Source organism: Actinacidiphila cocklensis, from assembly GCF_907177275.1.
Taxonomy (GTDB): Bacteria; Actinomycetota; Actinomycetes; order Streptomycetales; family Streptomycetaceae; genus Actinacidiphila; species Actinacidiphila cocklensis.
Map to the genome: position 1 here is coordinate 1 of NZ_CAJSLV010000113.1, position 24939 is coordinate 24939.

General features: G+C 73.7%; 16 protein-coding genes and 1 pseudogene. 13 read left to right on the forward strand and 4 right to left on the reverse strand.

From position 1 onward, the window contains the following. The 4 genes and pseudogenes from NFU81_RS41045 to NFU81_RS37525 form a co-directional block, all read left to right on the forward strand. A partial coding sequence (locus NFU81_RS41045) for a type II secretion system F family protein (RefSeq protein ID WP_308208371.1) occupies positions 1–1807 on the forward strand: 1807 nt, incomplete at its 5' end. A gap of 134 nt (positions 1808–1941) precedes the next feature. After that, on the forward strand, positions 1942–2220 hold the full coding sequence (locus NFU81_RS37515) for a DUF4244 domain-containing protein (protein ID WP_251500715.1): 279 nt from the start codon (positions 1942–1944) through the stop codon (positions 2218–2220). Beyond that, the gene (locus NFU81_RS37520) at positions 2207–2626 is read left to right on the forward strand and encodes a TadE family type IV pilus minor pilin (protein ID WP_251500718.1); all 420 of its coding nucleotides are present in this window, start codon (positions 2207–2209) and stop codon (positions 2624–2626) included. The genes NFU81_RS37515 and NFU81_RS37520 overlap by 14 nt, the downstream gene beginning before the upstream one ends. Before the next feature lie 62 nt (positions 2627–2688). Further along, positions 2689–2907: pseudogene (locus NFU81_RS37525) on the forward strand (Rv3654c family TadE-like protein); the annotation flags it as partial. A 39-nt stretch (positions 2908–2946) separates the two neighbouring features. Here NFU81_RS37525 and NFU81_RS37530 read toward each other — a convergent pair. After that, complete coding sequence (locus tag NFU81_RS37530) at positions 2947–5502, reverse strand: DEAD/DEAH box helicase (RefSeq protein WP_251500720.1); 2556 nt, start codon at positions 5500–5502, stop codon at positions 2947–2949. Positions 5503–5685: 183 nt separating this feature from the next. Here NFU81_RS37530 and bldG point away from each other — a divergent pair, with 183 nt between their 5' ends. The 5 genes from bldG to NFU81_RS37555 all read left to right on the forward strand — a co-directional run bounded on the left by bldG (position 5686) and on the right by NFU81_RS37555 (position 11616). Continuing rightward, a complete protein-coding gene (gene bldG / locus NFU81_RS37535; RefSeq protein WP_031520166.1) occupies positions 5686–6027 on the forward strand; it encodes an anti-sigma factor antagonist BldG in 342 nt (113 codons plus the stop codon). Between the two features lie 81 nt (positions 6028–6108). Beyond that, entirely contained in the window at positions 6109–6522 is a 414-nt protein-coding gene (locus tag NFU81_RS37540; protein WP_251500722.1) for an ATP-binding protein, read from the forward strand. Between the two features lie 222 nt (positions 6523–6744). Next, positions 6745–9135, forward strand: a complete 2391-nt coding sequence (locus NFU81_RS37545) for a sodium-translocating pyrophosphatase (RefSeq protein WP_251500724.1) — start codon at positions 6745–6747, stop codon at positions 9133–9135. Positions 9136–9420: 285 nt separating this feature from the next. Next, positions 9421–9999 (forward strand): small secreted protein, encoded by a 579-nt coding sequence (locus tag NFU81_RS37550; protein ID WP_251500726.1) that lies wholly within the window; start codon positions 9421–9423, stop codon positions 9997–9999. 81 nt (positions 10000–10080) lie between these two features. Next, entirely contained in the window at positions 10081–11616 is a 1536-nt protein-coding gene (locus NFU81_RS37555) for a DUF7059 domain-containing protein (protein WP_422665389.1), read from the forward strand. A 17-nt stretch (positions 11617–11633) separates the two neighbouring features. Here the strand turns inward: NFU81_RS37555 and NFU81_RS37560 are convergent, their stop codons facing one another. Together NFU81_RS37560 and NFU81_RS37565 are read right to left on the reverse strand one after the other, a co-directional pair. Further along, positions 11634–12086, reverse strand: a complete 453-nt coding sequence (locus NFU81_RS37560) for a DUF2752 domain-containing protein (RefSeq protein ID WP_251500729.1) — start codon at positions 12084–12086, stop codon at positions 11634–11636. 7 nt (positions 12087–12093) lie between these two features. Next, positions 12094–12669 (reverse strand): hypothetical protein, encoded by a 576-nt coding sequence (locus NFU81_RS37565; protein WP_251500731.1) that lies wholly within the window; start codon positions 12667–12669, stop codon positions 12094–12096. A 299-nt stretch (positions 12670–12968) separates the two neighbouring features. On the opposite strand from NFU81_RS37565, the gene topA reads away from it, so the two are divergent. The 4 genes from topA (at position 12969) to NFU81_RS37585 (ending at position 24012) form a co-directional block, all read left to right on the forward strand. Further along, on the forward strand, positions 12969–15785 hold the full coding sequence (gene topA, locus NFU81_RS37570; RefSeq protein ID WP_251500734.1) for a type I DNA topoisomerase: 2817 nt from the start codon (positions 12969–12971) through the stop codon (positions 15783–15785). Positions 15786–16132: 347 nt separating this feature from the next. Then, positions 16133–19282, forward strand: a complete 3150-nt coding sequence (tmk, locus tag NFU81_RS37575) for a dTMP kinase (RefSeq protein ID WP_251500737.1) — start codon at positions 16133–16135, stop codon at positions 19280–19282. A gap of 611 nt (positions 19283–19893) precedes the next feature. Next, on the forward strand, positions 19894–23178 hold the full coding sequence (locus tag NFU81_RS37580) for an ATP-binding protein (protein WP_251500739.1): 3285 nt from the start codon (positions 19894–19896) through the stop codon (positions 23176–23178). A 99-nt stretch (positions 23179–23277) separates the two neighbouring features. After that, positions 23278–24012 (forward strand): DsbA family oxidoreductase, encoded by a 735-nt coding sequence (locus NFU81_RS37585; RefSeq protein ID WP_251500742.1) that lies wholly within the window; start codon positions 23278–23280, stop codon positions 24010–24012. Between the two features lie 31 nt (positions 24013–24043). Here the strand turns inward: NFU81_RS37585 and NFU81_RS37590 are convergent. After that, the coding region (locus NFU81_RS37590) for an NPCBM/NEW2 domain-containing protein (RefSeq protein ID WP_251500744.1) at positions 24044–24939 on the reverse strand (896 nt) is incomplete at its 5' end.

Consider the following 24939-nt stretch of genomic DNA (forward strand, 5'->3'; position numbering starts at 1 on the left):
GGTCGGGGCACTGTGCGGCACGCTGGCCGGTGACCTGCGCGCCGGCCGCCCGCCGCATGCCGCGCTCGGCGACACGATCGAGGCGGCCGGCTGGCCCGGTGTGCCCGAACTGGCCGGCGCCGCCAGGCTGCTGCTGTCGGCGGCCCGATTCGGCGGCGATGTGCCGGAGGCGCTGCGGGCGGCCGCCCGGCTGTCGGAGGGCACGCGGGGCCTGGCCGCGGTCGCGGCCTGCTGGCAGGTCGCGGTGGACGGCGGGGCGGGCCTGGCCGCCGCGCTGGACCGGGTGGCGGCGGCGCTACGGGCCGAGGCCGACCAGCGCGACGACCTACGCGCACAGTTGGCAGGCCCGCGGTCCACCGCCGGGCTGCTCGCGCTGCTGCCGCTGTTCGGCGTCGTGCTGGGCGCGGGCCTCGGCGCACAGCCGGCGCGGATTCTGCTGCACACCGCGACGGGAGTGGTGTGCCTGCTGGCGGGCGGCCTCCTGGAATGGGCCGGGCTCGCCTGGACAGCCCGCATCATCCGCGCGGCGGAGAACGGGCGCGGTCCGCGCCGCCCGGGAGCCGATCGACGCCGGGCGCCGGGCGACTCCGCAGGCCCCGGCGAGTTCGGCGGCCCGGATGGCGGTGGCGGCCCCGACGGTCACAGCGGTTCGCCCAGGTCCAGCGGTTCCGGAGGGTTGGGCGGTTTCAGCGGTCCTGGCTGGTCGGGCCGGCTGGGCAGTCCCGGCGGCACCAGCGGTTCGGGCAGGTCGGACGGGTTCGGCGGTCCGGGTAGTCCCAGGGGGCCGGGTAGGCCGGGTCTCAGCGGTGGGACGGCGGGGTCGTGCGGGTTCGGCGGCGCCCGCGGCGTGGGGGAGTCGGGGCGACTCGGTGGCCCGGATGGTTCGGGCGGGTCGGGCCGTTCTCGCGGGCCTGGCGGGCCTGGCGGGCCGGTGCGGCGGGAGGCGGTCGGGCTACCGGGCGTGAGTCGTGAGGAGGGCCGGCTGCGGGCGGTGTCGGCGGTGGCTGTCGCGGGCGCCTGGTCTGTCCACAGCCTGGGGACAGTTGCGGCGGCGCTGGTCGCCGCCGGGGGAGCGGTGGCGGTCGCCGCGGACGGCGGACGGCAGCGGAAACGGGTCGGACGGCTGCGTGCGGCACTGGGGGAGGTGCGTACGCGCCGGGTGGAACCCGAACGGCTGCGGCGGGCGCTCGGGGGTCCGGTGCGGCGCTGGGGTCCTGCGGCAGTCGCTGGGATCGCGGCGGGAGCACTCGTCGGCGGGGCGCTGGGCGTCCTTGTGGGGCTGCTTGCGGCCGCCGGGGTTGTCCGGGTGCTCGGTGGCCGTCAGAGGGCCGCAGGCGGGCGTATGGCGCCGTCGGAGCCCGATCCGGCGCAACTCCCGCTGTGCGCCGACCTGATGGCCGCGTGCCTGGCGGCCGGCGCGAGCCCAGGTGAGGCGGCGGGAGCGGTGGGCGGCTGTCTGGGTGGGCCGCTGGGGGCCGCGCTGATACGGGCTCAGGCCGAGTTGCGGCTCGGCGGGGACCCGGTGGAGTGCTGGCAGCGCTTCGGCGCGGTGCCGGCCGCCCGCGAGATGGGCCGATGCCTGGCGCGGGCGACCACGACCGGCACCGCGCCGGTGGCGGAGATGTCCCGGCTGGCCGCCGACCTGCGGGCCGCACACGGCCGCACCGCCCTGGCCGGAGCCAGGAAGGCGGCGGTGCTGGCCACTGCGCCGCTCGGCCTGTGCTTTCTGCCGGCCTTCCTGCTGGTCGGCGTCGTGCCCGTGGTGATCGGCCTGGCAGGGGCCGTCCTCGGCGCCGGCAACGGCTGAGGCGGCGCCGGCGCAGCGCCGGAGGCCGTCGATCGACAACAACACACCCCGGGGGCGTGGTTCAGCACGCCCCGAATCGGTCCGGGGCCGGCTCCATACCGGTCCCGAAGCAATCCAAAACAGGAGGAAGCGACATGAGCATCATCAAGGTTGGGTCGCAGGGGAAGACCGTGCGGCAGCCGATCGACGTGAACAGCCGGGCGATGTCCGCCCGTCGACGCCGGTCGTGGTGGGACCGCAGGGCGCGCGCCTGCCGAGCGGCGGCCGAGGCGGGCATGAGCACCGCGGAATACGCCGTCGGGACGATTGCCGCGTGCGGCTTCGCGGCCGTGCTCTACAAGATCGTGACCAGTGGCCCGGTGCGGTCCGCCCTCACCGCGGTGATCGAGAAGGCGCTCCATGCGTCGTTCTGACCGCCGTGCGGATCCCGGTCCCGGCGTGCCGCCGGGACCGGCCGCCGGCCCCGCCCGAAGGGCTGACGAGCGGGGTTACGTCACCGCGGAGACCGCGATCACCATTCCGGTGCTGATCGTGCTGGCCGCGATGCTGATCTGGGGGCTGGCCGCCGTGGTGGCCCAGGTCGAGTGCGTGGACGCGGCGCGCGCCGGGGCGCGGGCTGCGGCCAGGTCGGAGCCGGCCGCCGACGTGCTCCAGGTGGCGCGGAAGGCCGCGCCGTCCGGGGCGCGGGTGAGCGCGGGCCGGGCGGGGGACCTCGTCACGGTCCGGGTGACCGTGCCCTGGCCGCGCTTCCCGGTCACGCTGGAAGCGCAGGCCGCCGCGCTGGCCGAGGACACCGTGGACGGGGGTGACGGGCCGTGAGGGGGCTGCGCGGCCGCGGTGACCGGGGGTCGGCCACCGTGTGGTCGCTGGGGATCGTCGCCGTGCTGCTGACGCTCTTCGCGACCGGGCTCTTCGTGGGGCAGGCCGTCGTCCTGCGGCACCGAGCGGGCGCCGCAGCGGACCTGGCGGCCCTCGCTGCGGCCGACCACGCCCTCGACGGCCGCAGCGCCGCCTGCGCCCTGGCCGCCCGGGTCGCGAAGGCCCAGGGCGCCCGGCTGGCGTCGTGCAGCGTCACCGGCGAGATCTCCGACGTGGTGGCCGAGGTCGGCGGAGCCCGGGTGCGCTCCCGCGCGGGTCCCTCATCCGACCCCGCCCCCGCCCTCGCCGCCCGCGTCATCGGACGGCCGGCCCTGCGCACTGCCGCCGGGACCGGCCGGGTCCCCGTCGCGCTCCGCGCTGCCGCCGCTCGCGGCACCGCCGGCCTCGTCCTCGGACCGCCGGCCCGGCGCGTCGTGATCGCCGCTGCCCGCATCCTCGGGCGCGGTGTCGGTCGTGGCGGGAGACGTCGAGAGGAGGCCGGTGAGGAGGCGGACGGCCGCGGCTTTGTCGAGGGGGTCGTTGCCGTTGCCGCACTTGGGGGACTGGACGCAGGAGGGGCAGCCGAATTCGCACTCGCAGGCGGCGATGGCCTCGCGGGTGGCGGTGAGCCAGGTGCGCGCGGTGTGGAAGGCGCGTTCGGCGAAGCCCGCGCCACCCGGGTGGCCGTCGTAGACGAAGACCGTGGGCAGCCCGGTGTCGGCGTGCAGCGGTACGGACACGCCGCCGATGTCCCAGCGGTCGCAGGTGGCGAACAGCGGGAGGAGGCCGATGGAGGCGTGCTCGGCGGCGTGCAGGGCGCCGGGCAGCTCCTCCGGGTGGATCCCGGCGGCGTCCAGCTGGTCGTCGGTGACGGTCCACCAGACCGCGCGGGTGCGCAGGGTGCGCGGCGGGAGGTCGAGCTTGGTCTCGCCCAGGACCTCGCCGGTGAGCAGCCGGCGGCGCAGGTAGGACACCACCTGGTGGGTGACCTCGACCGAGCCGAAATGGATGCGGGCCTCGCCCCAGGGCTCCTCCACGTCGGTGGACAGCACGCGGATGGCGGTGGTGTCGCGGGCCATCGTCGAGTAGGGCGGGTCGGTGCGGACGACCAGGGCTACGCCGTCGTCGAGGTCGAGCCGTTCGACCAGGTAGGTGCGGCCCTGGTGGAGGTGGACGGCCCCTTCGTGGACCGCGGTGTGGGCCGAGGAGGCGTCCACCGTGCCCAGCAGGCGCCCGGTCGAGGACTCCACGACCTGGACCGGCTTGCCGCCCTCGCCGCGGATGTCGGTGAGGTCGGCGGCCCGCTCCCTGCGGGTCCAGTACCAGCCGGTGGCGCGGCGCCGCAGCATCCCTCGCTGCTCCAGCCGGTCGACGAGGGCGGGCGCCTCGGGGCCGAAGAGGGCCAGGTCGTCCTCGGTGAGCGGCAGCTCGGCCGCGGCGGCGCACAGGTGCGGGGCGAGGACGTACGGGTTGTCCGGGTCGAGGACGGTGGACTCGACGGGCTGCTCGAAGATCGCCTCGGGGTGGTGGACGAGATACGTGTCGAGCGGGTCGTCGCGGCCGACCATGACCGCGAGCGCGCCCTGGCCCGAGCGGCCGGCCCGGCCGGCCTGCTGCCACAGCGAGGCGCGGGTGCCGGGGTAGCCGGCCAGGATGACGGCGTCGAGCCCGGAGATGTCCACGCCCAGCTCCAGCGCGGACGTGGAGGCGAGGCCGAGCAGCCGGCCGGAGTGCAGGTCGCGTTCGAGGGCGCGGCGCTCCTCGGGGAGGTAGCCGCCGCGGTAGGCGGCGACCCGGGCGGGGAGCGAGGGGTCGATCTCGGCGAGCCGCTCCTGGGCGATGACGGCGACCAGCTCCGCGCCGCGCCGGGAGCGGACGAAGGAGACCGTGCGGACGCCCTGGAGCACCAGGTCGGTGAGCAGCTCGGCGGCCTCGGCGGTGGCGGTGCGGCGCACCGGCGCACCGTGCTCGCCGGACAGCTGGGTCAGCGGCGGCTCCCACAGGGCGAAGGCCAGCTCGCCGCGCGGCGAGGCGTCCTCGGTGACCTCGGCGACCTGCACCCCGGTGAGACGGGTGGCGGCCTGCGCCGGGTCGGCGGCGGTGGCGGAGGCGAGCAGGAAGACCGGCTCGGCCCCGTAGCGGGCGCAGACACGCCGCAGCCGGCGCAGCACCTGGGCGACGTGCGAGCCGAAGACCCCGCGATAGGTGTGGCACTCGTCGATCACGACGTACCGCAGATGGCGCAGGAAGGAGGACCAGCGGGCGTGTCCCGGCAGGATGCCGCGGTGCAGCATGTCGGGGTTGGTGAGCACGTAGGTGGCGTACTGCCTGACCCACTCGCGTTCCTCGACGGGCGTGTCGCCGTCGTAGACGGCGGGGCGGATCGCGGTGCCCAGCGGGGCGGCGAGCGCGCTCACGGCCCGCCGCTGGTCGGCGGCCAGCGCCTTGGTGGGCGCCAGATAGAGCGCGGTGGCGCCGCGCCCGCCGGCGCCGGGGGCGTCGGCGCCGTCCAGCAGCGCGCTGAGTACCGGCGCCAGGTAGCCCAGCGACTTGCCTGACGCCGTGCCGGTGGCGACCACCACCGACTCGCCGCGGGAGGCGTGCTCGGCCGCGCGCGCCTGGTGCTCCCACGGACGGTCGATCCCGGCCGCGGCGATGGCCGCCACGACCTCCGGCCTGATGCTCGCGGGCCAGGATGCATGACGTCCGACCCGCGGGGGCAGGTGCTCCGTATGGGTGATGCGTGCGGCCCGGTCTGCCCCCGTGGCAAGCCGCTCCAGAGCGGTGCGGGGGGACGGGCGGCCGTGCGCCGACTGCGGAAGATGATCCTGGGCCATCGGCACTCAGTGTGTCACTGGCGTGACGGACAATCGCAGTAAGGCGTCGTGCTGGCCCACTGCGAAGTGATTGAATGCCATCGCGGCTGCCGGTCCTTCCCCTACCTTCGATGGGGGAGGCCCCTACTCCTCGGTGGGGAGGCCCCTGGGGGAGCCGCGTCGATGCAAGGTGCTGGAGGATCCGTGGACCTGTCCCTGTCGACCCGAACCGTCGGCGATCGCACGATCGTCGAGGTCGGCGGCGAGATTGATGTGTACACCGCGCCCAAGCTGCGCGAGCAGCTGGTGGAGCTCGTGAACGACGGGAGTTACCACCTGGTCGTGGACATGGAGGGGGTCGACTTCCTCGACTCCACCGGACTGGGTGTGCTCGTCGGCGGCCTCAAGCGGGTGCGCGCGCATGAGGGATCGCTGCGACTGGTGTGCAACCAGGAGCGCATCCTGAAGATTTTCCGTATCACCGGTCTGACCAAGGTGTTCCCGATCCACACCTCGGTCGACGAGGCTGTCGCGGCGACCGACTGATTCTTCGCCCGAGCGAAGGGGTACCGGACGGGCCACCGTCCGGGCCCCTGTGATGCCCACCCAAGAACAGAGGGGGAGGCCATGCCCACCGTAGAACTGCTCTTCAGCGCCCAGCCGGAGCATGTGCGGACAGCACGGCTCGTGGCGGCTGCGGTAGCGCGCCGAGCGGGGGTGGACGAGGCGGCTCTCGACGAGGTGCGGCTCGCCGTGGGCGAGGCCTGCAGCCGGGCCGTCGGGCTGCACCGCAGCAACGGCGTGGAGGCGCCGGTGCGGGTGATGCTCAACGAGGACGAGAAGAAGTTCTCGATCGAGGTCGCCGACGAGGTCCCCGGCAATGCCTCCGGCGGTTCGCCGGACGCCGGTGCGGACGACGCCGCCGACGACGAGGGTGAGATGGGCCTGGCCGTGATCAGCGGTCTGGTGGACGACGTCGAGGTCATCGAGGGTGCCGCCGGCGGAGTGATCCGCATGAGCTGGCCGACCCCGGCCGTCTAGAGCCGGCCCCGCGACCGGCCGGAATCGGTGCCTGTTCGCACGGCGATCTTCGCCGTGCGAAAGCCCGGTCGTGCAATTACGGTGGGAATTCCCGGCGGGCACCCTTTTTTGATCTTCTGCCGCTCCCTACAATCCGTCCATCTTGCTCAGCTCGCCTGAGCGTCGCGGCTTTGTCGAGCCGTAGGAGCCGCACGCCCATGCGCCAAACGTCAAGGAGGACGAATGGCGGGGCCACTTACCCCTCACACGCTCGCTGCGGATCCGGTACTCACTGACGGAAACCGCCTGCTCGTATGGATCATCGCGGTGGTCGCAGTGGCCGCCCTTGCGCTCGCCGCGGTGTTGGTACGTCAAGTGCTCGCGTCGGACGAAGGCTCCGACAGCATGAAGAAGATCGCTGCTGCCGTGCAGGAAGGCGCCAACGCCTACCTCGCACGGCAGTTCCGTACGCTGGCGGTCTTCGCCGTCGCGGCGTTCTTCCTGCTCATGCTGCTTCCCGCGGACGACACCTCGCAGCGTATCGGGCGATCGATCTTCTTTCTGGTCGGCGCTGTTTTCTCGGCGATCACCGGATACGTCGGAATGTGGCTCGCGGTCCGCAGCAATGTGCGGGTCGCGGCGGCGGCGAGAGCGGCGACACCGGATGCCGGTGAACCGCCCGCCGATTTGACGGATGTCTCGCACCGGGCGATGAAGATCGCATTCAGGACGGGCGGCGTCGTCGGAATGTTCACCGTGGGACTCGGCCTGCTCGGCGCGTCCGCCGTGGTGCTGATCTATACGGCCGACGCGCCCAAGGTGCTGGAGGGGTTCGGATTCGGCGCGGCACTGCTCGCGATGTTCATGAGGGTCGGCGGCGGGATCTTCACCAAGGCGGCCGACGTGGGCGCCGACCTGGTCGGCAAGGTCGAGCAGGGCATTCCCGAGGACGACCCGCGCAATGCCGCGACCATTGCGGACAACGTCGGCGACAACGTGGGCGACTGCGCCGGCATGGCGGCCGACCTCTTCGAGTCCTACGCCGTCACCCTGGTGGCGGCACTGATCCTCGGGAAGGTGGCGTTCGGCGACTCGGGCCTGGCCTTCCCGCTGCTCATTCCCGCGATCGGCGTGCTCACCGCGATGATCGGCATCTTCGCGGTGGCGCCCCGGCGGGCCGACCGCAGCGGCATGTCGGCCATCAACCGCGGCTTCTTCATCTCCGCGGTGATCTCGATGGCGGGCGTCGCCGTGGCCGTCTACGCCTATCTGCCGTCCTCCTACGGCGATCTGGACGGCGTGGGCTCCGACATCTCCGGGCACCCGGGAGACCCGCGGGTGCTGGCCCTGGTGGCGGTCGCCATCGGCATCGTGCTGGCCGCGGTGATCCAGCAGCTCACCGGCTACTTCACCGAGACCTCAAGGCGCCCGGTCCGCGACATCGGAAAGAGCTCCCTGACCGGCCCCGCCACCGTGATCCTCTCCGGTATCTCGCTCGGCCTGGAGTCCGCGGTGTACTCGGCGCTGCTGATCGGGCTGTCGGTCTACGGCGCCTTCCTGCTCGGCGGCACGTCCGTCTGGCTGGCGCTCTTCGCGGTCGCGCTGGCCGGCACCGGCCTGCTGACCACGGTCGGCGTCATCGTCGCCATGGACACCTTCGGGCCGGTGGCGGACAACGCGCAGGGCATCGCCGAGATGTCCGGCGACGTCCACGGCGAGGGCGCCCAGGTGCTCACCGACCTCGACGCGGTCGGCAACACCACCAAGGCCATCACCAAGGGCATCGCCATCGCCACGGCGGTGCTGGCGGCGACGGCCCTGTTCGGGTCGTTCAAGGAGGCCGTCGACACCGCGGTCGCCAAGGCCCATCCGGGGGCCTCTGACGCCCGCTGGCTGTCCCTGGACATCTCCCAGCCCAACAACCTGGTCGGCCTGCTCTTCGGCGCGGCAGTGGTCTTCCTGTTCTCGGGCCTGGCGATCAGCGCGGTGTCCCGCTCGGCGGGCGCGGTGGTCTACGAGGTGCGCCGGCAGTTCCACGACCACCCGGGAATCATGGACGGCACGGAAGTGCCCGAATACGGCCGCGTGGTGGACATCTGCACCAAGGACGCGCTGCGCGAGCTGGCCACCCCGGGCCTGCTCGCCGTCCTGGCCCCGGTCGCGGTGGGCTTCAGCCTCGGCATCGGCTCGCTGGCGTCGTATCTTGCCGGCGCGATCGGCGCCGGCACCCTGATGGCGGTCTTCCTCGCCAACTCCGGCGGGGCGTGGGACAACGCCAAGAAGCTGGTCGAGGACGGCCACCACGGCGGCAAGGGGAGCGAGGCGCACGAGGCGACCGTCATCGGCGACACCGTGGGCGACCCGTTCAAGGACACCGCAGGCCCGGCCATCAATCCGCTGCTGAAGGTGATGAACCTGGTGGCGCTGCTGATCGCTCCCGCGGTGGTGAAGTTCAGCTACGGCGTCGACGCCAACACCGCGGTGCGGATCATCGTGGCGGGCATATCGATCGCGGTCATCGTGGCCGCGGTCTACATCTCCAAGCGCCGCGGCGTGGCAATGGGCGGCACCGACGACATGGGCGACGGCGGGGGCAAGGGCCGGGAGCCGAGCGGCTCCACGGTGGCCGCCTGACACCGCGTCCGACCTGCGCCTGACCCGGCGTCGGGACGCACATCCGACGCCATGTACCGCGGTGTGACATCTGCCACGCCGTCAGCCCCGCGGCGGGCGGCCGGACATGACCGGCCGCCCGCCGCACCCATGGGGCGCCGCCCGTGATCCCGAACCGAACCGCCGCTTGCTACGAATGGCTTGAATATCGGACGAATGATGGCAAAATCGTCTGATGATTCGCGGTTGCCACCCCCTTCCCGTGTAAATTCCGGGGCCGTGAGGCCACGGAAAGGGACCCAACCGGTGAAGGTGAACCACAGGCTCGGGGCCGCGCTGTCCTGTGCGGCCGCGCTGCTGGCGCTGTCGTCGCTGTCGGCGTGTTCGAGCGACGACACGGGCAAGAAACTGGACGCCTGGGCGCAGGGCGTCTGCGACCAGACCGCGGCCCAGACCAAGAAGATCAACGACGCGAACACCGCGCTGACCCAGGTCGACAGCGGCGGCAGGCCCGAGGCCGTCAGGGCCGCCGACTCGGCCGCCTTCCAGCAGATCTCCGACGCCTACAAGGCGCTGGCCGGCATCTACAGCCAGGCGGGCGCCGCGCCCGGCGACGACGGCGAGCAGTTCCAGCAGAAGGCCGTCACGTCCTTCACCACGCTGTCCACGCAGTACGCCGGCCTGAAGAAGCAGGTCGACGCGCTGGACACCACCGACCAGAACAAGTTCGCCACCGGGCTCCAGGGCGTGTCCGACTCCTTCAAGCAGACCAGCGCGGACGGCGAGAAGGCGCTCAGCTCCCTGCGCCAGGGCGACCAGGGCGCGGCACTGGCCAAGCAGCCCGGCTGCCAGAGCCCGTCCAGCACCGCCACCCCCGGCTCCTAGCCCGGTTCCGGGGGCCTGCGCCCGGCGCTCCGCGGCCTCGGCCGTACGCACGGAGCGCCGGGCGCTCCCGTGTCCGCGACAATGGCCGGTGTGAAGACGCCTCACCTCCCCTCGCCCGACAGCGCGCCCGCCCTTCGTGACGACCTGCGTGCCGCGGCCTTCACGGCCGACGGCTGTCTCGACCTGCTCGGCGCCGTCGCCTATGCGGCGCTGTCGCGTGCCGAGACCGTGCCCGCGCTGCGCGCCACCCGCGGGGACAGCCCGCTGGACACCCTGGTCAGGCTCTTCCTGCTGCAATGTGCCGTGCCGTACGCCCGTGCCCGTGCCGCGCTGCCCGGTCTCGACGGCTATCTCGCGGACGGCTGGCTGCTGCGCGACGGCGACGACGTACGCGCCACGGTCGACGTACGCCCCTACGCCGGTGACGGCGGCGCCGACTGGTGGATCGTGTCCGACCTGGGCTGCGCGGTCGGCGGTGCGGGCGGCATCGGCAGTGCGCCCGGCGTGGACCGGGCCGACCTGGTGCTCGGCGTCGGCGGCGCGTCCACCACGCTGGCCGGGCTGACCGTACGCGAACCGGTCGGCAGCGCCCTCGACCTGGGCACCGGCTCCGGCATCCAGGCACTGCACGCCGCCCAGCACGCCACCCGGGTGACCGCCACCGACGTCAACCCGCGCGCCCTGCACTTCGCCCGGCTGACCCTCGCGCTGTCCGGCGCGCACGAGCCCGACCTGCGCGGCGGCAGCCTCTTCGCACCGGTCGGCGACGAGCGCTACGACCTGATCGTGTCCAACCCGCCGTTCGTGATCTCGCCCGGTAGCCGCTTCACCTACCGGGACGGCGGAATGGGCGGCGACGACCTGTGCCGCACCCTGGTCGAGCAGGCCGCTGAACACCTCAACGACGGCGGCTGGTGCCAGCTGCTCGCGAACTGGCAGCACACCGAGGGCCAGGACTGGCGGGAGCGCCTCAGCGGCTGGGTGCCGCGCGGCTGCGACGCCTGGATCGTGCAGCGCGAGGTGCAGGACGTGGCACAGTACGCCGAACTGTGGCTGCGCGACGGCGGCGACCACCGGGGCGACCCGGCCGCGTACGCCGCCCGCTACGACGCGTGGCTCGACGACTTCGAGCGCGCCAAGGTCAGCGGCGTCGGCTTCGGCTGGATCAGCCTGCGCAAGTCGGGCAGCGACACGCCCGTCATCACCGCGGAGGAGTGGCCGCACCCGGTGGAGCAGCCGCTCGGCCCGCACATTGCCGCGTGGTTCGCCCGGCAGGACTTCCTGCGCCGCCATGACGACGCCGACCTGCTGGAGGCCCGCTTCACGCTCTCCGACGAGGTGGTGCAGGAGCAGGTCGGGCTGCCGGGCGCCGAGGACCCCGAGCACGTGGTGCTGCGCTCGGCCCGCGGAATGCGCAGGGCCACCAAGGTCGACACCGTCGGCGCGGGCTTCGCCGGGGTCTGCGACGGCACGCTGCCGGCCGGCCGGATCGTGGACGCCATCGCCCAGCTGCTCGGCGAGGACGCGGTGGTGCTGCGCGACCGTACGCCCGGCTCCATCCGGATGCTGGTCGAGCAGGGCTTCCTCGACCCCGTCCCCGACGACGTCACCCCCTAGCCCGGCCGGGGCGGCCGTCAGCGCAGATTCCGCAGCACCGCCCACGCCACGAGCACCGCGCCCACGGCGTACGACGCCCGTGCGCCCAGCACCGGACGCCAGCGCCGTCCGCGCAGGCCCGCCACCGCCCAGCGCCCGGCGACGGCCAGCAGGAAGGGCGTGCAGGCCAGCAGCAGCGCGTTGTCGTGGAAGGCCCGCACCGGATCGGCGTGCAGCAGGTCGTACGCCATTCGGGTGACGCCGCAGATCGGGCAGAGCAGGCCGGTGGCCCAGTTGAAAGGGCAGCGCGGCAGCCAGTGGCCCGGCTGGTGCGGGTCGGTGCCGTAGAGATACAGCGACCCGGCAATTACCGCGGCCAGTGCGCCGAGCGGGGCCGCGGCAGGGTGACCTGAAAGGCTGCGCAATGTACGCAGGCTTCCGGCCCGCCGGCGGCCGGTGTCACCGCCCGACCGGGCACCCGCCGTGGTCATGGCTGCGTCACGCGCTCAGGGACCGCGCGTAGTTGACCTGCTGGGTGATCGCGTAGATGTCCTGCGGGCCGCGCACCGGAATCATCACGGCGTGGTACTTACCGCCGCTGTTGACCGTCACCTGGGCGAAACCGGTCGTCACGTTCTCCTTGATCAGCAGGAAGAACAGCCCGACCAGGCAGGCGAGCGCGAAGATGACGGCCAGCACGATCGCGTACGTCGGCGTCTTGGACTCCGACCTCGACATGTCGGACACCGTCCAGACCGCGCCGCGCAGCGGCAGCAGACCTGCGGGAGTCATGATCCCCGACTCGGTGATCGCGATGTCGCCGATGGTCATCAGCGTCGCGCCGGGACCCTGCTGCTGCGGGACGCCGCCGTGCTGCCAGCCCGGCGTCGGGCCGGGCGGCTGGGCGCCCTGCGGCGGGACGCCGTAACCGGGCAGCGCGGGCATCGTCGGCTGGTAGGAGGGCAGCGAGGTCTTCTGGACCCGCGGGTCCGCCTGCGGGTCGGTGCCGTTGCCCCCGTTGCTGCCATTGCTGTCGTAGGGGCTGTTGTTCCCGTACGGATACTGGTCGGACATCCGATCCCCCTGTACTGCTCCGGCCGGCGGCGCATGAGCGGGCGGCGCCGGCGTTGTCGCCGACCATCTTTGCAGTCCGTGCCCGCCGCGTCGCGTCCCCCGCCCTATCCCGTCGCGGTTCCCCCGGCGGGTGCGGGGTGTCGCACCGCACTCTGACATGACCGGTCCATGCGGCAGACAGACCGCTTGTCGGGTTACCGTTCGGATGGCGTTGTTGACTTTTCCCGTTTGACACAGGACCGGGAGGTACGGTCACACTCCGCAGCGTCACCCCTTCGAACCGGAGAGAAGAGCCCAAGTTGTCCCCGACCCGCGAGACCGCACCGGCCGGCCGCCGACTCGTCATTGTCGAGTCGCCCGCCAAGGCGAAGACGATCAAGGGCTATCTCGGCCCTGGATACGTCGTCGAGGCCAGCGTCGGGCACATCCGCGACCTCCCCAACGGGGCCGCCGAAGTGCCGGCGGAGTACAAGGGCCAGCCGTGGGCGCGGCTCGGCGTGAATGTGGACAGCGACTTCCAGCCGATCTACGTCGTCAACGCCGATAAGAAGGCTCAGGTCAAGAAGCTCAAGGAGCTTCTGAAGGACTCCGACGAACTATTCCTGGCCACCGATGAGGACCGCGAGGGCGAGGCCATCGCCTGGCATTTGCAGGAAATCCTCAAGCCCAAGGTCCCGGTGCACCGGATGGTCTTCCACGAGATCACCAAGGACGCCATCCAGGAGGCCGTCCGCAATCCGCGGGAGCTGAACCAGCGCCTCGTCGACGCCCAGGAGACCCGCCGCATCCTCGACCGGCTCTACGGCTACGAGGTCTCCCCTGTGCTGTGGAAGAAGGTCATGCCGCGGCTGTCGGCGGGCCGCGTCCAGTCGGTGGCCACCCGGCTCGTCGTCGAGCGGGAGCGCGAGCGCATCGCCTTCCGCTCCGCCGAGTACTGGGACCTGACCGGCGTCTTCGGCACCGGCCGCAGCGGTGACGCGTCCGACCCGTCCACGCTCAACGCCCGGCTGGTCTCCGTCGACGGCCGCCGGGTCGCCCAGGGCCGCGACTTCGACGCCGCCACCGGCGCGCTCAAGAGCGGCGCCACCGTCCTGCACCTGGACGAGGCCGCCGCCCGCGCGCTGGCCGCGGCACTCGCCGACGCGCAGTTCTCGGTCCGCAGCGTCGAGTCCAAGCCGTACCGCCGCTCGCCGTACGCGCCCTTCCGCACCACCACGCTCCAGCAGGAGGCCTCGCGCAAGCTCGGCTTCGGTGCGAAGGCCACCATGCAGGTCGCCCAGAAGCTGTACGAGAACGGCTTCATCACCTACATGCGTACGGACTCCACGACGCTCTCCGAGACCGCGATCAAGGCCGCCCGCGCCCAGGTCACCCAGCTCTACGGTGCCGACTACCTGCCGGACAAGCCGCGCGTCCACGCCGGGAAGGTCAAGAACGCGCAGGAGGCGCACGAGGCGATCCGCCCCTCGGGCGACCGCTTCCGCACCCCCGCGGAGACCGGCCTGACCGGCGACCAGTTCCGGCTGTACGAGCTGATCTGGATGCGGACCGTCGCCTCCCAGATGAAGGACGCGGTCGGCCAGTCCGTCACCGTGAAGGTCGGCGGCACCTCCGCCGACGGCCGGGACGCCGAGTTCAGCGCGTCCGGCAAGATCATCACCTTCCACGGCTTCCTCAAGGCCTACGTCGAGGGCGCCGACGACCCCAACGCCGAGCTGGACGACCGCGAGCGCCGGCTGCCGCAGGTCACCGAGGGCGACCCGCTCACCGCCGAGCAGATCACCGCCGACGGCCACTCCACCAAGCCGCCCGCCCGCTACACCGAGGCGTCGCTGGTCAAGGAGCTGGAAGAGCGCGAGATCGGCCGCCCGTCGACGTACGCCACCATCCTGGGCACGATCCTCGACCGCGGCTACGTCTTCAAGAAGGGCACCGCGCTCGTCCCGACCTTCCTGTCCTTCGCCGTCGTCAACCTGCTGGAGAAGCACTTCGGCTGGCTCGTCGACTACGACTTCACCGCCTCCATGGAGGACGACCTCGACCGCATCGCCCGCGGTGAGGCCCAGTCCGTGCCGTGGCTGCGCCGCTTCTACTTCGGCGCGGAGGACCCGGGCGCGGCCGCCGCCTCGCCCGGCAGCGACGGCGACCACCTCGGCGGCCTGAAGGAACTCGTCGAGGACCTCGGCGCCATCGACGCCCGGGAGATCTCCTCCTTCCCGGTCGGCGAGGGCATCGTGCTGCGGGTCGGCCGCTACGGCCCCTACGTCGAGAAGGGCGAGCGCGGCGAGGACGACCACCGCCGGGCCGACGTCCCCGACGACCTGCCGCCCGACGAGCTGGACGTCGAGTACGCGGAAGAGCTGTTCGCCCGGCCCAGCGGCGACTTCGAGCTGGGCAACGACCCGGCGACGGGCCGCCCGATCGTCGCCAAGGACGGCCGCTACGGCCCCTACGTCACCGAGATCCTGCCCGAGGACACCCCGAAGACCGGCAAGAACGCAGTCAAGCCGCGGACCGCCTCGCTCTTCAAGTCGATGTCCCTCGACACGGTCACCCTGGAGGACGCGCTCCGGCTCATGTCGCTGCCCCGCGTCGTCGGCGCGGACGCAGAGGGCGTCGAGATCACCGCGCAGAACGGCCGCTACGGGCCGTACCTGAAGAAGGGCACGGACTCGCGTTCGCTGGAGAACGAGGACCAGCTCTTCACCATCACCCTCGACGAGGCGCTGACCATCTACGCGCAGCCCAAGCAGCGCGGGCGCGCGGCGGCCAAGCCGCCGCTGAAGGAACTCGGCACCGACCCGGTCAGCGAGCGCCCCGTCGTCGTGAAGGACGGCCGCTTCGGTCCCTACGTCACCGACGGGGAGACCAACGCGACGCTCCGGCGCGACGACGACGTCGAGGCCATCACCCCGGAGCGGGGTTACGAACTCCTGGCGGAGAAGCGGGCGAAGGCGCCCGCCAAGAAGGCCCCCGCCAAGAAGAAGGCCGCGCCGGCGAAGAAGGCTGCGGCCAAGAAGGCCGCTCCTGCGAAGAAGACCGCTTCTGCGTCTGCGAAGAAGACCGCCGCCGCGAAGAAGACGACGGCGAAGAAGTCCGGCCCCTCCGCCGAGTAGCCGCGGCTCCCCTTGCACAGGGGTGCGCTTCCGCAGGCCGCAGCGGCTGTGGGTGTGCCCCCTGGGCAAGGGGTGCCTGGCAGGGGCGCGGGCCAAGCGCCCGCCGGGGCGCGGGCCGTCTCCGTCCGAATGGGCTGTTCGCTCCGCGCCGGACCACCGGTCGCCGAGCGAAGCGAGATGGGGGCACCCCCATGCGAAGCCCCGGGAGAGGCTGGTCGCGCAGTTCCCCGCGCCCCCATCGGGCACCCCTTGCCGAAGGGGAACCTCACAAGCCCGCGGCCCTGGGGGCGCCCGCCGACGCAGCGGGGGCGCCTCGGGGGCGCGGGGATGGGCGATAGGCTGTTGGGATGACGCGATCCGAGCAGCCCCCGCAGCCCGCTGACGTCACGCCCGCGTTCGCGGGCGATCTGGCGGCGGATTCACGGGACCGCGCGGTGGGCGCGCTGCTGAAGATTCCGGCGCTGCGGAAGCTGTGGAACGCCCAGATCACCGGCGCTGTCGCGGACCGCCTCGGCCTGCTGGTGCTGCTCTGGCTGACGGTGCAGACGACGGCCGCGGCGCACGCGTTCGGCGGTGGCTACCGCGGGGTCGCGCTCGCGACGGCCGCGGTGTTCGCCGCCCGCCTGGTCGCGACCGTGCTCTTCGGCGCCGTCCTGCTCGGCCCGCTGTCCGCGGCGACCTCGGAGAACGGTCCGCTCGACCGCCGCTGGACCATGATCGGCGCCGACGGCGTACGCCTCGCGCTGTTCATCGTCGCGCCGCTGTGGATCACCTGGTCGCAGGACTCCGCGCACATCTGGCTGCTGGCCACCGCCTTCGTCGCCGGGCTCGCGGAACGGCTGTGGGCCGTCGCCAAGGACGGCGCCGCCCCCGTACTGCTGCCGTCGCCGGGGGACACCTCGGTGCGGCCCGCGCCCGACCACCTGGCCACCCTGCACCGGCTCGACCTGCGGACCAGCTTCGTCGCGCTGCCGCTCGCCGCCGCCGCCATGGTGGTCATCACGCTGGCCAACACGCTGCTGGCGACCGCCGTCAACTGGTTCGACCTGCACCAGGTCGCGCTGTCCTCGTACGTCGCCGCAGGGCTGTTCTCCTCCTCGATGGCGGTGCTTTCCGCGCTCGAACTGCCGTCGGGTACGGCGGCCAGGCCGCGTTCGCCGCTCGAAGGGCTCCGGCTGCCCAAGGGTCCCGCCGGCGCCGAGAACGGCAGGACCGGCGCGCTGCCGCTGCTGGTGCTCGCCACCGCTTCTGTCGCCGGCGCGATCGCCGCGGCAGTGTCCGTGGCAGTTCTCCACGCCGCGGCAATGGGCTTCGGCCCGACCGGCTTCGGCCTGCTCGTCCTCGTCCTGACCGCGGGCACCGTGGCCGGCATCCGGGTCGCCCCCCGCACGCTGCCCGGCCTGTCCAGGCGGCGGCTGCTGGCGCTGGCCGTCGGGGTGACCGGCGTGGCGCTGCTGCTGACCGGCCTGGTCCCCGACCCGACCACCATGCTGCTGCTCGCGCTGCTCGCCGGCACCGCCGCCGGTATCAGCGCCAACACCGGGCACCTGCTGATCGAGCAGGAGGCCGAGGAGACCCGCAGGGCCAGGACCACCGAGCACCTGCAGGCCGTGTCGAGGGCCGCGCTCGGCGTCGCCGCGATCTGCGCGCCGCTGCTGGCCGCCGCGATCGGGCCGCACCGCATCGACAACGGCCGCTTCACCTTCGACCACGCGGGTGCCGCCTACACCCTGATGCTCGTCGGCGCCCTGCTGCTGCCGGTCGCCGCGCTCGTGCTGGGCAAGACCGACGACCGCAGCGGCGTGCCGCTGCGCCGCGACCTGCGCGAGGCGCTGCGCGGCGCTGAACCGTCCACCGCGACCGCCGCCACCGGCTTCTTCATCGCCGTCGAGGGCGGCGACGGCGCGGGCAAGTCCACCCAGGTCGAAGCGCTCGCGAGCTGGATCCGTGCCAAGGGCCACGAAGTCGTCGTCACCCGGGAGCCGGGTGCCACCTCCGTCGGCAAGCGGCTGCGGTCGATCCTGCTCGACGTGTCGTCCGGCGGCATCTCGCACCGCACCGAGGCGCTGCTCTACGCCGCCGACCGGGCCGAGCACATCGACACGGTCGTGCGGCCCGCGCTGGCCCGCGGCGCCGTCGTCATCTCCGACCGCTACATCGACTCGGCCGTCGCCTACCAGGGCGCAGGACGCGACCTGGCGCCCACCGAGATCGCCCGCATCAACCGCTGGGCCACGGACGGGCTCGTCGCCCATCTGACCGTGCTGCTCGACGTGTCGCCCGAGGCCGCCCGGGAACGCTTCACCGAGGCGCCCGACCGGCTCGAGTCGGAACCGCCTGAGTTCCACCAGCGGGTCCGTGCCGGCTTCCTGACCCTCGCCGCCGCCGACCCCGCGCGCTACCTGGTCGTCGACGCCGGCCAGGAGCCGGCCGCCGTCACCACGGTGATACGCCACCGGCTCGACGAAGTCCTCCCGCTGTCCGCCCAGGAGATCGAGGCCCGCGCCGAGGCCGACCGCAAGGCCGCGGAGGAAGCGGCGCGGCTCGCCGCCGAGGAAGCCGCCCGCAAGGCGGAGGCCGAACGGGCGGAGCGCGAGCGGCAGGCCCAGCTGGAGAAGCTGCGCCGCGAGGAGGAGGAGCGGCGGCTCGCCGCGGAGGAGGCCGCCCGGCAGGAGATCGCCGAGCGCAAGGCCGCACAGGAGGCGGAGGTCGCGCGCCTGCGCCAGGAGGAGGCCGACCGGCTCGCCGCCGAGGAGGCCGCACGGGTCGCCGCGGAGACCGCCGCCAGGGAGGCCGAGCAGGACAGGCTGCGGCGGCTCGCCGAGGAGCAGGCCAGGCTGCGGTCCGAGGCGGAGGCGCGGCGACTGGAGAAGCAGCGCAAGGCCGAGGAGGCGCTCCTGCGCGCCGAGGCCGCGCGGGCGGCCGCGTCCGCGGCGGAGTCCGCCGAGCCGGCGGACGACGCGCCGACGGTCGTCACCCCGGTCGTGCCCGAGGAGTCCTCCGACTCCTCCGAGTCTTCGGACTCCTCCGAGACCACGACGGTGCTGCCGCCTGTCGCGCCCGAGCCCGACTCCTCCGACAAGACGGCGGTGCTGCCGGCGGTTCCTGCCGAGCCGGACTCCTCCGACAAGACGGCGGTGCTGCCGGCGGTTCCTGCCGAGCCGGACTCCTCCGACAAGACGGCGGTGCTGCCGGCGGTTCCGGCGAAGCCGGACTCCTCCGACGAGCGGGCCGGGAACGCTGCGGACGAGACGGCGGTCCTGCCGCCGGTGCCCGGAACGGCCAGTGACACGGACCCGGCGGACCGCGTGCCGCCGTGGCTCTTCCGACCCGAGACGAGCGAGTCCGAGCGGACGCGGGAGCTTCCCGCCGTCCAGTCGCCGGCCGCGCGCCGGCCCCGGCCCGACTGGGCCGAGGAAACCCCCCTCGACGATCTTCCGACCCTGGCGGACGAACTCCTCGGCCGCCGCGACGACGACAATCCCCGCCGTCCCTGATCCACCGGCGGGGGATCCCCCGCGCCTCACCCGCGCCCGAGCGCACGGTTCCTCGCGGCCGTGAGGTCCTGCCCGTTGCGGTGCGCTTTCGCCTGCGACTGGGCTGTGGTCGAGCGCGCGGTTCCTGGCGCTCGTGAGGTCCTGCCCCCTGCGGTGGGTGCTTTGTCTGACGCTGTGCCGTGGCTGGGCGCGCATTTCCTCGCGCCCTTGAGGGGTGCCACCTGGCGTGGCGTTGCCGTTTTCCCGCCGCCTCGGCTGGGCGCGTAGTTTCTCGCGCACCTGGAGGTGCTGGCGGTCCGTTGCCACACGGCGGCCGGTGGATGGCTGGGTTCCTCGCGCCTCTGGAGGGTGCCCCCATGCCGAGGGCACTCCTCGGGGAGCGTGCTCTCAGCGCAGAGGATGAGCGTTTTCGAGGGGCGCGGGGAACTGCGCGACAAGCCACAGATCAGCCGCAGGCAAAGCGCCCACCACGAGGGGCACCCAGGGGCGCCAGGAACCGCGCCACCCCCCCACAGCTCAGCTGCAGGCGAAAGCGCACCGCATGGAGGGCGATCCGGGCGGGCGGGGGAAAGGGGGTGAGGGGGCCGGTGCCGGGGCGGGAGAATGGGCGGGTGCGGTATTCGGTGCTGGGGGTCACGGAGGTGCGGGATGCGGGCGGAACGCCCGTGGTCCTGGGCGGGGGGCGCGCACGGGCGCTGGTGACCGCTCTGGCCGTCGACGCGGGACGGCCCGTGTCCGTCGAGACCCTGATCGCGCAGGTCTGGGCGGCGGATCCGCCCGCGGACGCCGCAGGCGCGCTGCAGGCACTCGTCGCCCGGGTGCGCCGGGTGCTGGGCCGCGAGGCGGTGACCTCGGAACCGGGGGGTTACCGCCTGGCGGCCGAGCGCGACGCGGTCGACATGTACGAGTTCGAGCGCCTCGTCCGCGAGGGCGACACCGCGCTGACCGGCGGCGACCCGCAGAAGGCGGCGCGTTCGCTGGCGCGGGCACTGGCGCTGTGGCGCGGCCCCGCGCTCGCGGATCTGCCGGACCGTGCGGCGGCGGCCGCCCGCCCCGAGGCGCTGCACCGTACGGCCCAGCGGCTGCGGATCGAGGCGGACCTGGCGCTCGGCAGGGCCGCCGACGTGCTGCCCGCGCTGAGCGAGGCCGTGGCGGCGCACCCGCTGGACGAGGCGTTCAGGGCGCAGCTGATCAGGGCGCTGCGCGCGGCGGGGCGTACCGCGGACGCGCTGGTGGCGTACGAGGAGACCAGGACGGTGCTCGCGGAGGCGCTGGGCGCGGACCCCGGCCCGGAGCTGCGCGCGCTGCACGCGGACCTGCTGCGGCAGCCCGAGCCGCCCGCGCCGCCTCCCGCGGCGGCCGGGAATCTGCGGGCCAGGCTGACCAGCTTCGTCGGCCGGGAGGCCGAGCTGCGGGACATCCGCCAGGACGTCCTGGGAAGGCGCCTGGTGACGCTGACGGGGCCTGGCGGGTCCGGGAAGACCCGGCTGGCCCAGCAGGCCGCTGAGGCGGCAGCAGACGGCTTTCCCGACGGTGTGTGGCTCGCCGAGCTGGCCCCGCTCGACGACCCGGCGGGTATCCCGCACGCGGTGCTGAGCGCGCTGGGCCGCCGCGAGGCCCAGGTGCTGGCGCCGGGTCCGCTGCGCGGCGAGCCGTATCAGGACGACCCGGTGGAGCGCCTGCTCGAATACTGCGGGCGGCGCCGGCTGCTGCTGGTGCTCGACAACTGCGAGCACGTGATCGGCGGCGCGGCCGTGCTGACGGCGGAGCTGCTCGCCGCGTGCCCCGGCGTGACGGTGCTGGCGACCAGCAGGGAGCCGCTGGGGGTGCCGGGCGAGGTGGTGCGGCCGGTGGAGCCGCTGCCGCCGCCGACCGCCTACCGGCTGTTCGCCGAGCGGGCGGCGACCGTGCGGCCCGGCGCGGCGCCGTACGGGGACGCGGACGCAGGACCCGACGCGGTGGCGGTGCGGGAGATCTGCCGTCGCCTCGACGGCCTGCCGCTGGCGATCGAGCTGGCCGCGGCCCGGCTGCGCGCACTGTCGCCGCGGCAGATCGCCGACCGGCTCGACGACCGTTTCCGGCTTCTGACCAGTGGCAGCCGCACGGTGTTGCCGCGCCAGCAGACGTTGCGGGCGGTCGTGGACTGGAGCTGGGACCTGCTGACGGAGCCGGAGCGTACGGCGCTGCGCGCGCTGAGCGTCTTCGCCGGCGGCTGCACCCTGGCCGCGGCGGAGGCGGTGTGCGGCCCTGACGCGCTGGAGACGGTCGCGCAGCTGGTCGAGAAGTCCCTGGTGGTGGCGGATCTGCTGCCGGCGCCCGCCGAGAGGGGCGGCCCGCAGGTGCGCTACCGCCTGCTGGAGACGATCCACGAGTACGCCGCCGAGCGCGCCGCGGAGCGGCCGGCGGAGCTGGCCGGGGCCGCCGGCCGCCACACCGCCTATTTCCGCGACCTGGCCCGTACCGCGGACCCGGAACTGCGCGGCGCTGACCAACTGCGCTGGCTCGACGTGCTCGAAGCCGAGCTGGACAACGTACGCGCGGCGCTGCACCGCACGGTCGAGGCGGGCGAGGAGGGAGACGCCCTGGCCATCGTGCTGGCGATGGGCTGGTTCTGGTGGCTGCGCAATTACCGCGACGAAGCGGACGCCTGGCTGGAGCGCGTGGTCGCGATGAGCGGCGACGAACTGCTGGGGGACCCCGCCGATCCGCTGCACTGGCCGCGGATCGACGCGCGCATGCTGCTGTTCTTCGTCAAGAGCGACCGCGCGGCGGAGGACCAGCTGACGACGCCGGAATCGCTCGCGACGGCTGAGGTGCTTGCCAGGGAGTACGCGGCAGGCGGTCCCCAGGCGGCGCGTTTCCCCGGGATGCTGTGGCCCTTCACGACGTACCTTCTCAACGGCCAGCATGGCATCCGCCGCCATACGGAGGAGGTCGTGGCGAATTGCCGCGCCCATGGCGGGGACTGGGAGCTGGCGGTGGCCCTGATGTTCCGTACCCATGTGGCGGTGGACTCGCCGGGCGGCCTTCCGGCGGCCGATGAAAGCCGGGCCGAGCTGGAGGGGCTGACCGGGCGGCTGGGCGACCGCTGGGTGCGTGCCCAGGTGCACAGCGCGAGCGGGGAGATCGCCATGGCCCGCGGCGACTACGCGACGGCGCGCACCGAACTGGAGGAGGCGCACCGGCTCGGCCAGGAGCTGGGGGCCGACGCCGAGGCCGCCTTCCTGATCGCGCGGCTCAGCGAGGTCGCCTACCGGGCGGGTGACGGGGCCGCGGCGGAGCGGCTGCTGGCCCGCGCCGACGAGGAGGCCGAGCGCTACTCGGTGTGGGACGCCCGCACCTATGTCCGCTTTCTCCAGGCCACGCTGCTGCTGGGGCGCGGCGAGGTGGCCCGGGCGCGGGAGCGGTGCGACCTCGCGCTGGTGCGGGTTTCCGACGGCACCCCGCCGCCGGTCTTCCGGGTGGTGCTGGGCGGCCTGTCGGCGCGCATCGCGGTGGCCGAGGGCGATCCGCGCTCCGCGCTGGCCACGGTTGACGTCGCGCTGCGTACGGCGGTGGCCGCGGGCTGCACGGAGCAGATCGTCGGCGCGCAGCTGGAGGTGGCGGCCGAGGTGCTGGCGGCCCTCGGTGACGCCATGACCGCGGTGGTGGCGCTGGCCGCGGCCGACGCCGTACGGGGGCCGGTGCCGCGCAGCGCGCCGGAGCAGGTGGTCGTCGACGCGGTGGCCGCGCAGGCCGCCGCGGCGCTGTCCGAGGCGGAAGTGGCGGCGGCCCGCGAGCGTAGCGCGGGCCTGGGCTGGGAGCAGGCCGCGGCCCTCGTCACGGTCCTGGCGGGCCGCGGTGAGGAGCCCGGCCCCGCCCCCGACCTCGGCGGCTCCGACGGCGCTCGGCAGTAGGCGCAGGCAATAGGCGCGGGGAATAGCGGCCGCGGACCTGGCCTTAGCTCGTTGAGGCTTCAAGGAATACTGGAGCGCGGAGCCCGCATCCCCCCGGAAGTGAGAAGAGCCGTGAAGGTCGAGATCTACAGCGACATCGCCTGCCCGTGGTGCTACGTCGGTAAGACCCGCTTCGAGCGGGCACTCGCGGCCTTCCCCAAGGGCTCCTCCGTCGAGGTCGTCTACCGGCCCTTCCAGCTCGACCCGTCCGCCCCGCATGAGGCCCGCCCGCACCACGAGGTGCTCGCGGCGAAGTACGGGCCGCGGGCCGCGGGAATGGACCGGCAGATCACCGCGCTCGGCGCCGGCGAGGGCATCACCTTCGACTTCGACACGGTCCTGGAGAACAACTCGCTGCTCGCCCACCGCCTGCTGCGCTTCGCCCTGGACGAGTACGGTCCCGAGGCGCAGGTCAAGCTCAAGGGCCGGCTCATGGCCGCGCACTTCGGCGAGGGCATGGACATCGGCGACCACGAGCACCTGACCGACGCCGCCGTCGCGGTCGGCCTCGACCGGGACGCGGTCGCGGCCTTCCTGAGCGGCGACGAACTGCACGACGAGGTGCTCGACGAGATCGACGAGGCCAGGCAGCTCGGCATCAGCGCGGTGCCGACCTTCGTCTTCGAGGGCAAGTGGGCGGTGCAGGGCGGCCAGGAGACGTCGGTCTTCCTCCAGGCGCTGGAACAGGTCGCCAAGGACACCGCCGCGGCGGAGATCGCCGACGACGCCGCCGGTGCATGCGCCGACGGTGTGTGCGAGGTGCCCGCGACCGGCGGCGGGGCCGCGGCCCGCTGACCCGAGCGCGGCCCGATCCCGTACGGCGCCGCTATGTGCAGCTGATCACCGCGTCGGCCCAGTCCGCCAGGCCCGCGACGCCGAACCCGGCGCCGCGTTCCTGCCCGGGCACCGGGGTCACGACCAGCCGCACGGTCTTGTAGCCCGCCAGGCCCACGTGCACCGGCACGGCGGGGTCGCCGCTGCGGACCACGTCCGAGGTCCACAGGCGGGTGGAGTCGCCGTAGACGGAGAAGCGCACGGCGCTGCGCAGCACCCGGGTCACGTCGTCCACCCCGGCGCTTGCGTCGTAGGAGACGCAGGCGCGGTTGAGGTCGATCGTCACCGACGAGGGCGCGGGCACGCTGATGCCGTGGCTGTACGACGTGCCGCCGACCGTCAGCCCCCAGCGGTTCCACCACCAGCTGCCCGCGGGAAAGCCGGGGCGGATGGTGGGACGGGTCCCGTCGCCGGTGCCGCTCAGGCCGAGCGAGTCGACCTCGTACACCACCGGTGCGGGCGGCGGCGGGGGCGTGGGCGGCGGTGTGGTCGGCGGTGTGGTGCTGGGCGTGGGGGCAGGTGTCGTCGGCGGGGGTGCCGGCGCCGGCTTCTGCGCCGGCTTCGGGGGCGGCGGCGTGGTCGGCACGGGCATCGGCTTCGGCGCGGGCCGGTGGGTGGGCGCGGGCGGTGGCGGCTTCGGGGCGGGCTTGGGCCGGGGGTGCGGCCGGGGTGACGGCGGCGGGGGCGCGGGCGTGGTGGCGACCGGGGCGGCCGCCGGCGGCTTGGCCTGCGGCTTGTGCGGTTTCGCGTCATGGCCCGCGGTGAGCGCGAAGGCGGTGGCGGCAGCGGCGACGACGACTGCCGCGGCGATACCGGCCTTGACGGGGGCGCCGAGTCCCTCGCCGGCGGCTGCGCCGCCTGCGGTGCCCGCGCCGCCCGAGCCGGAGC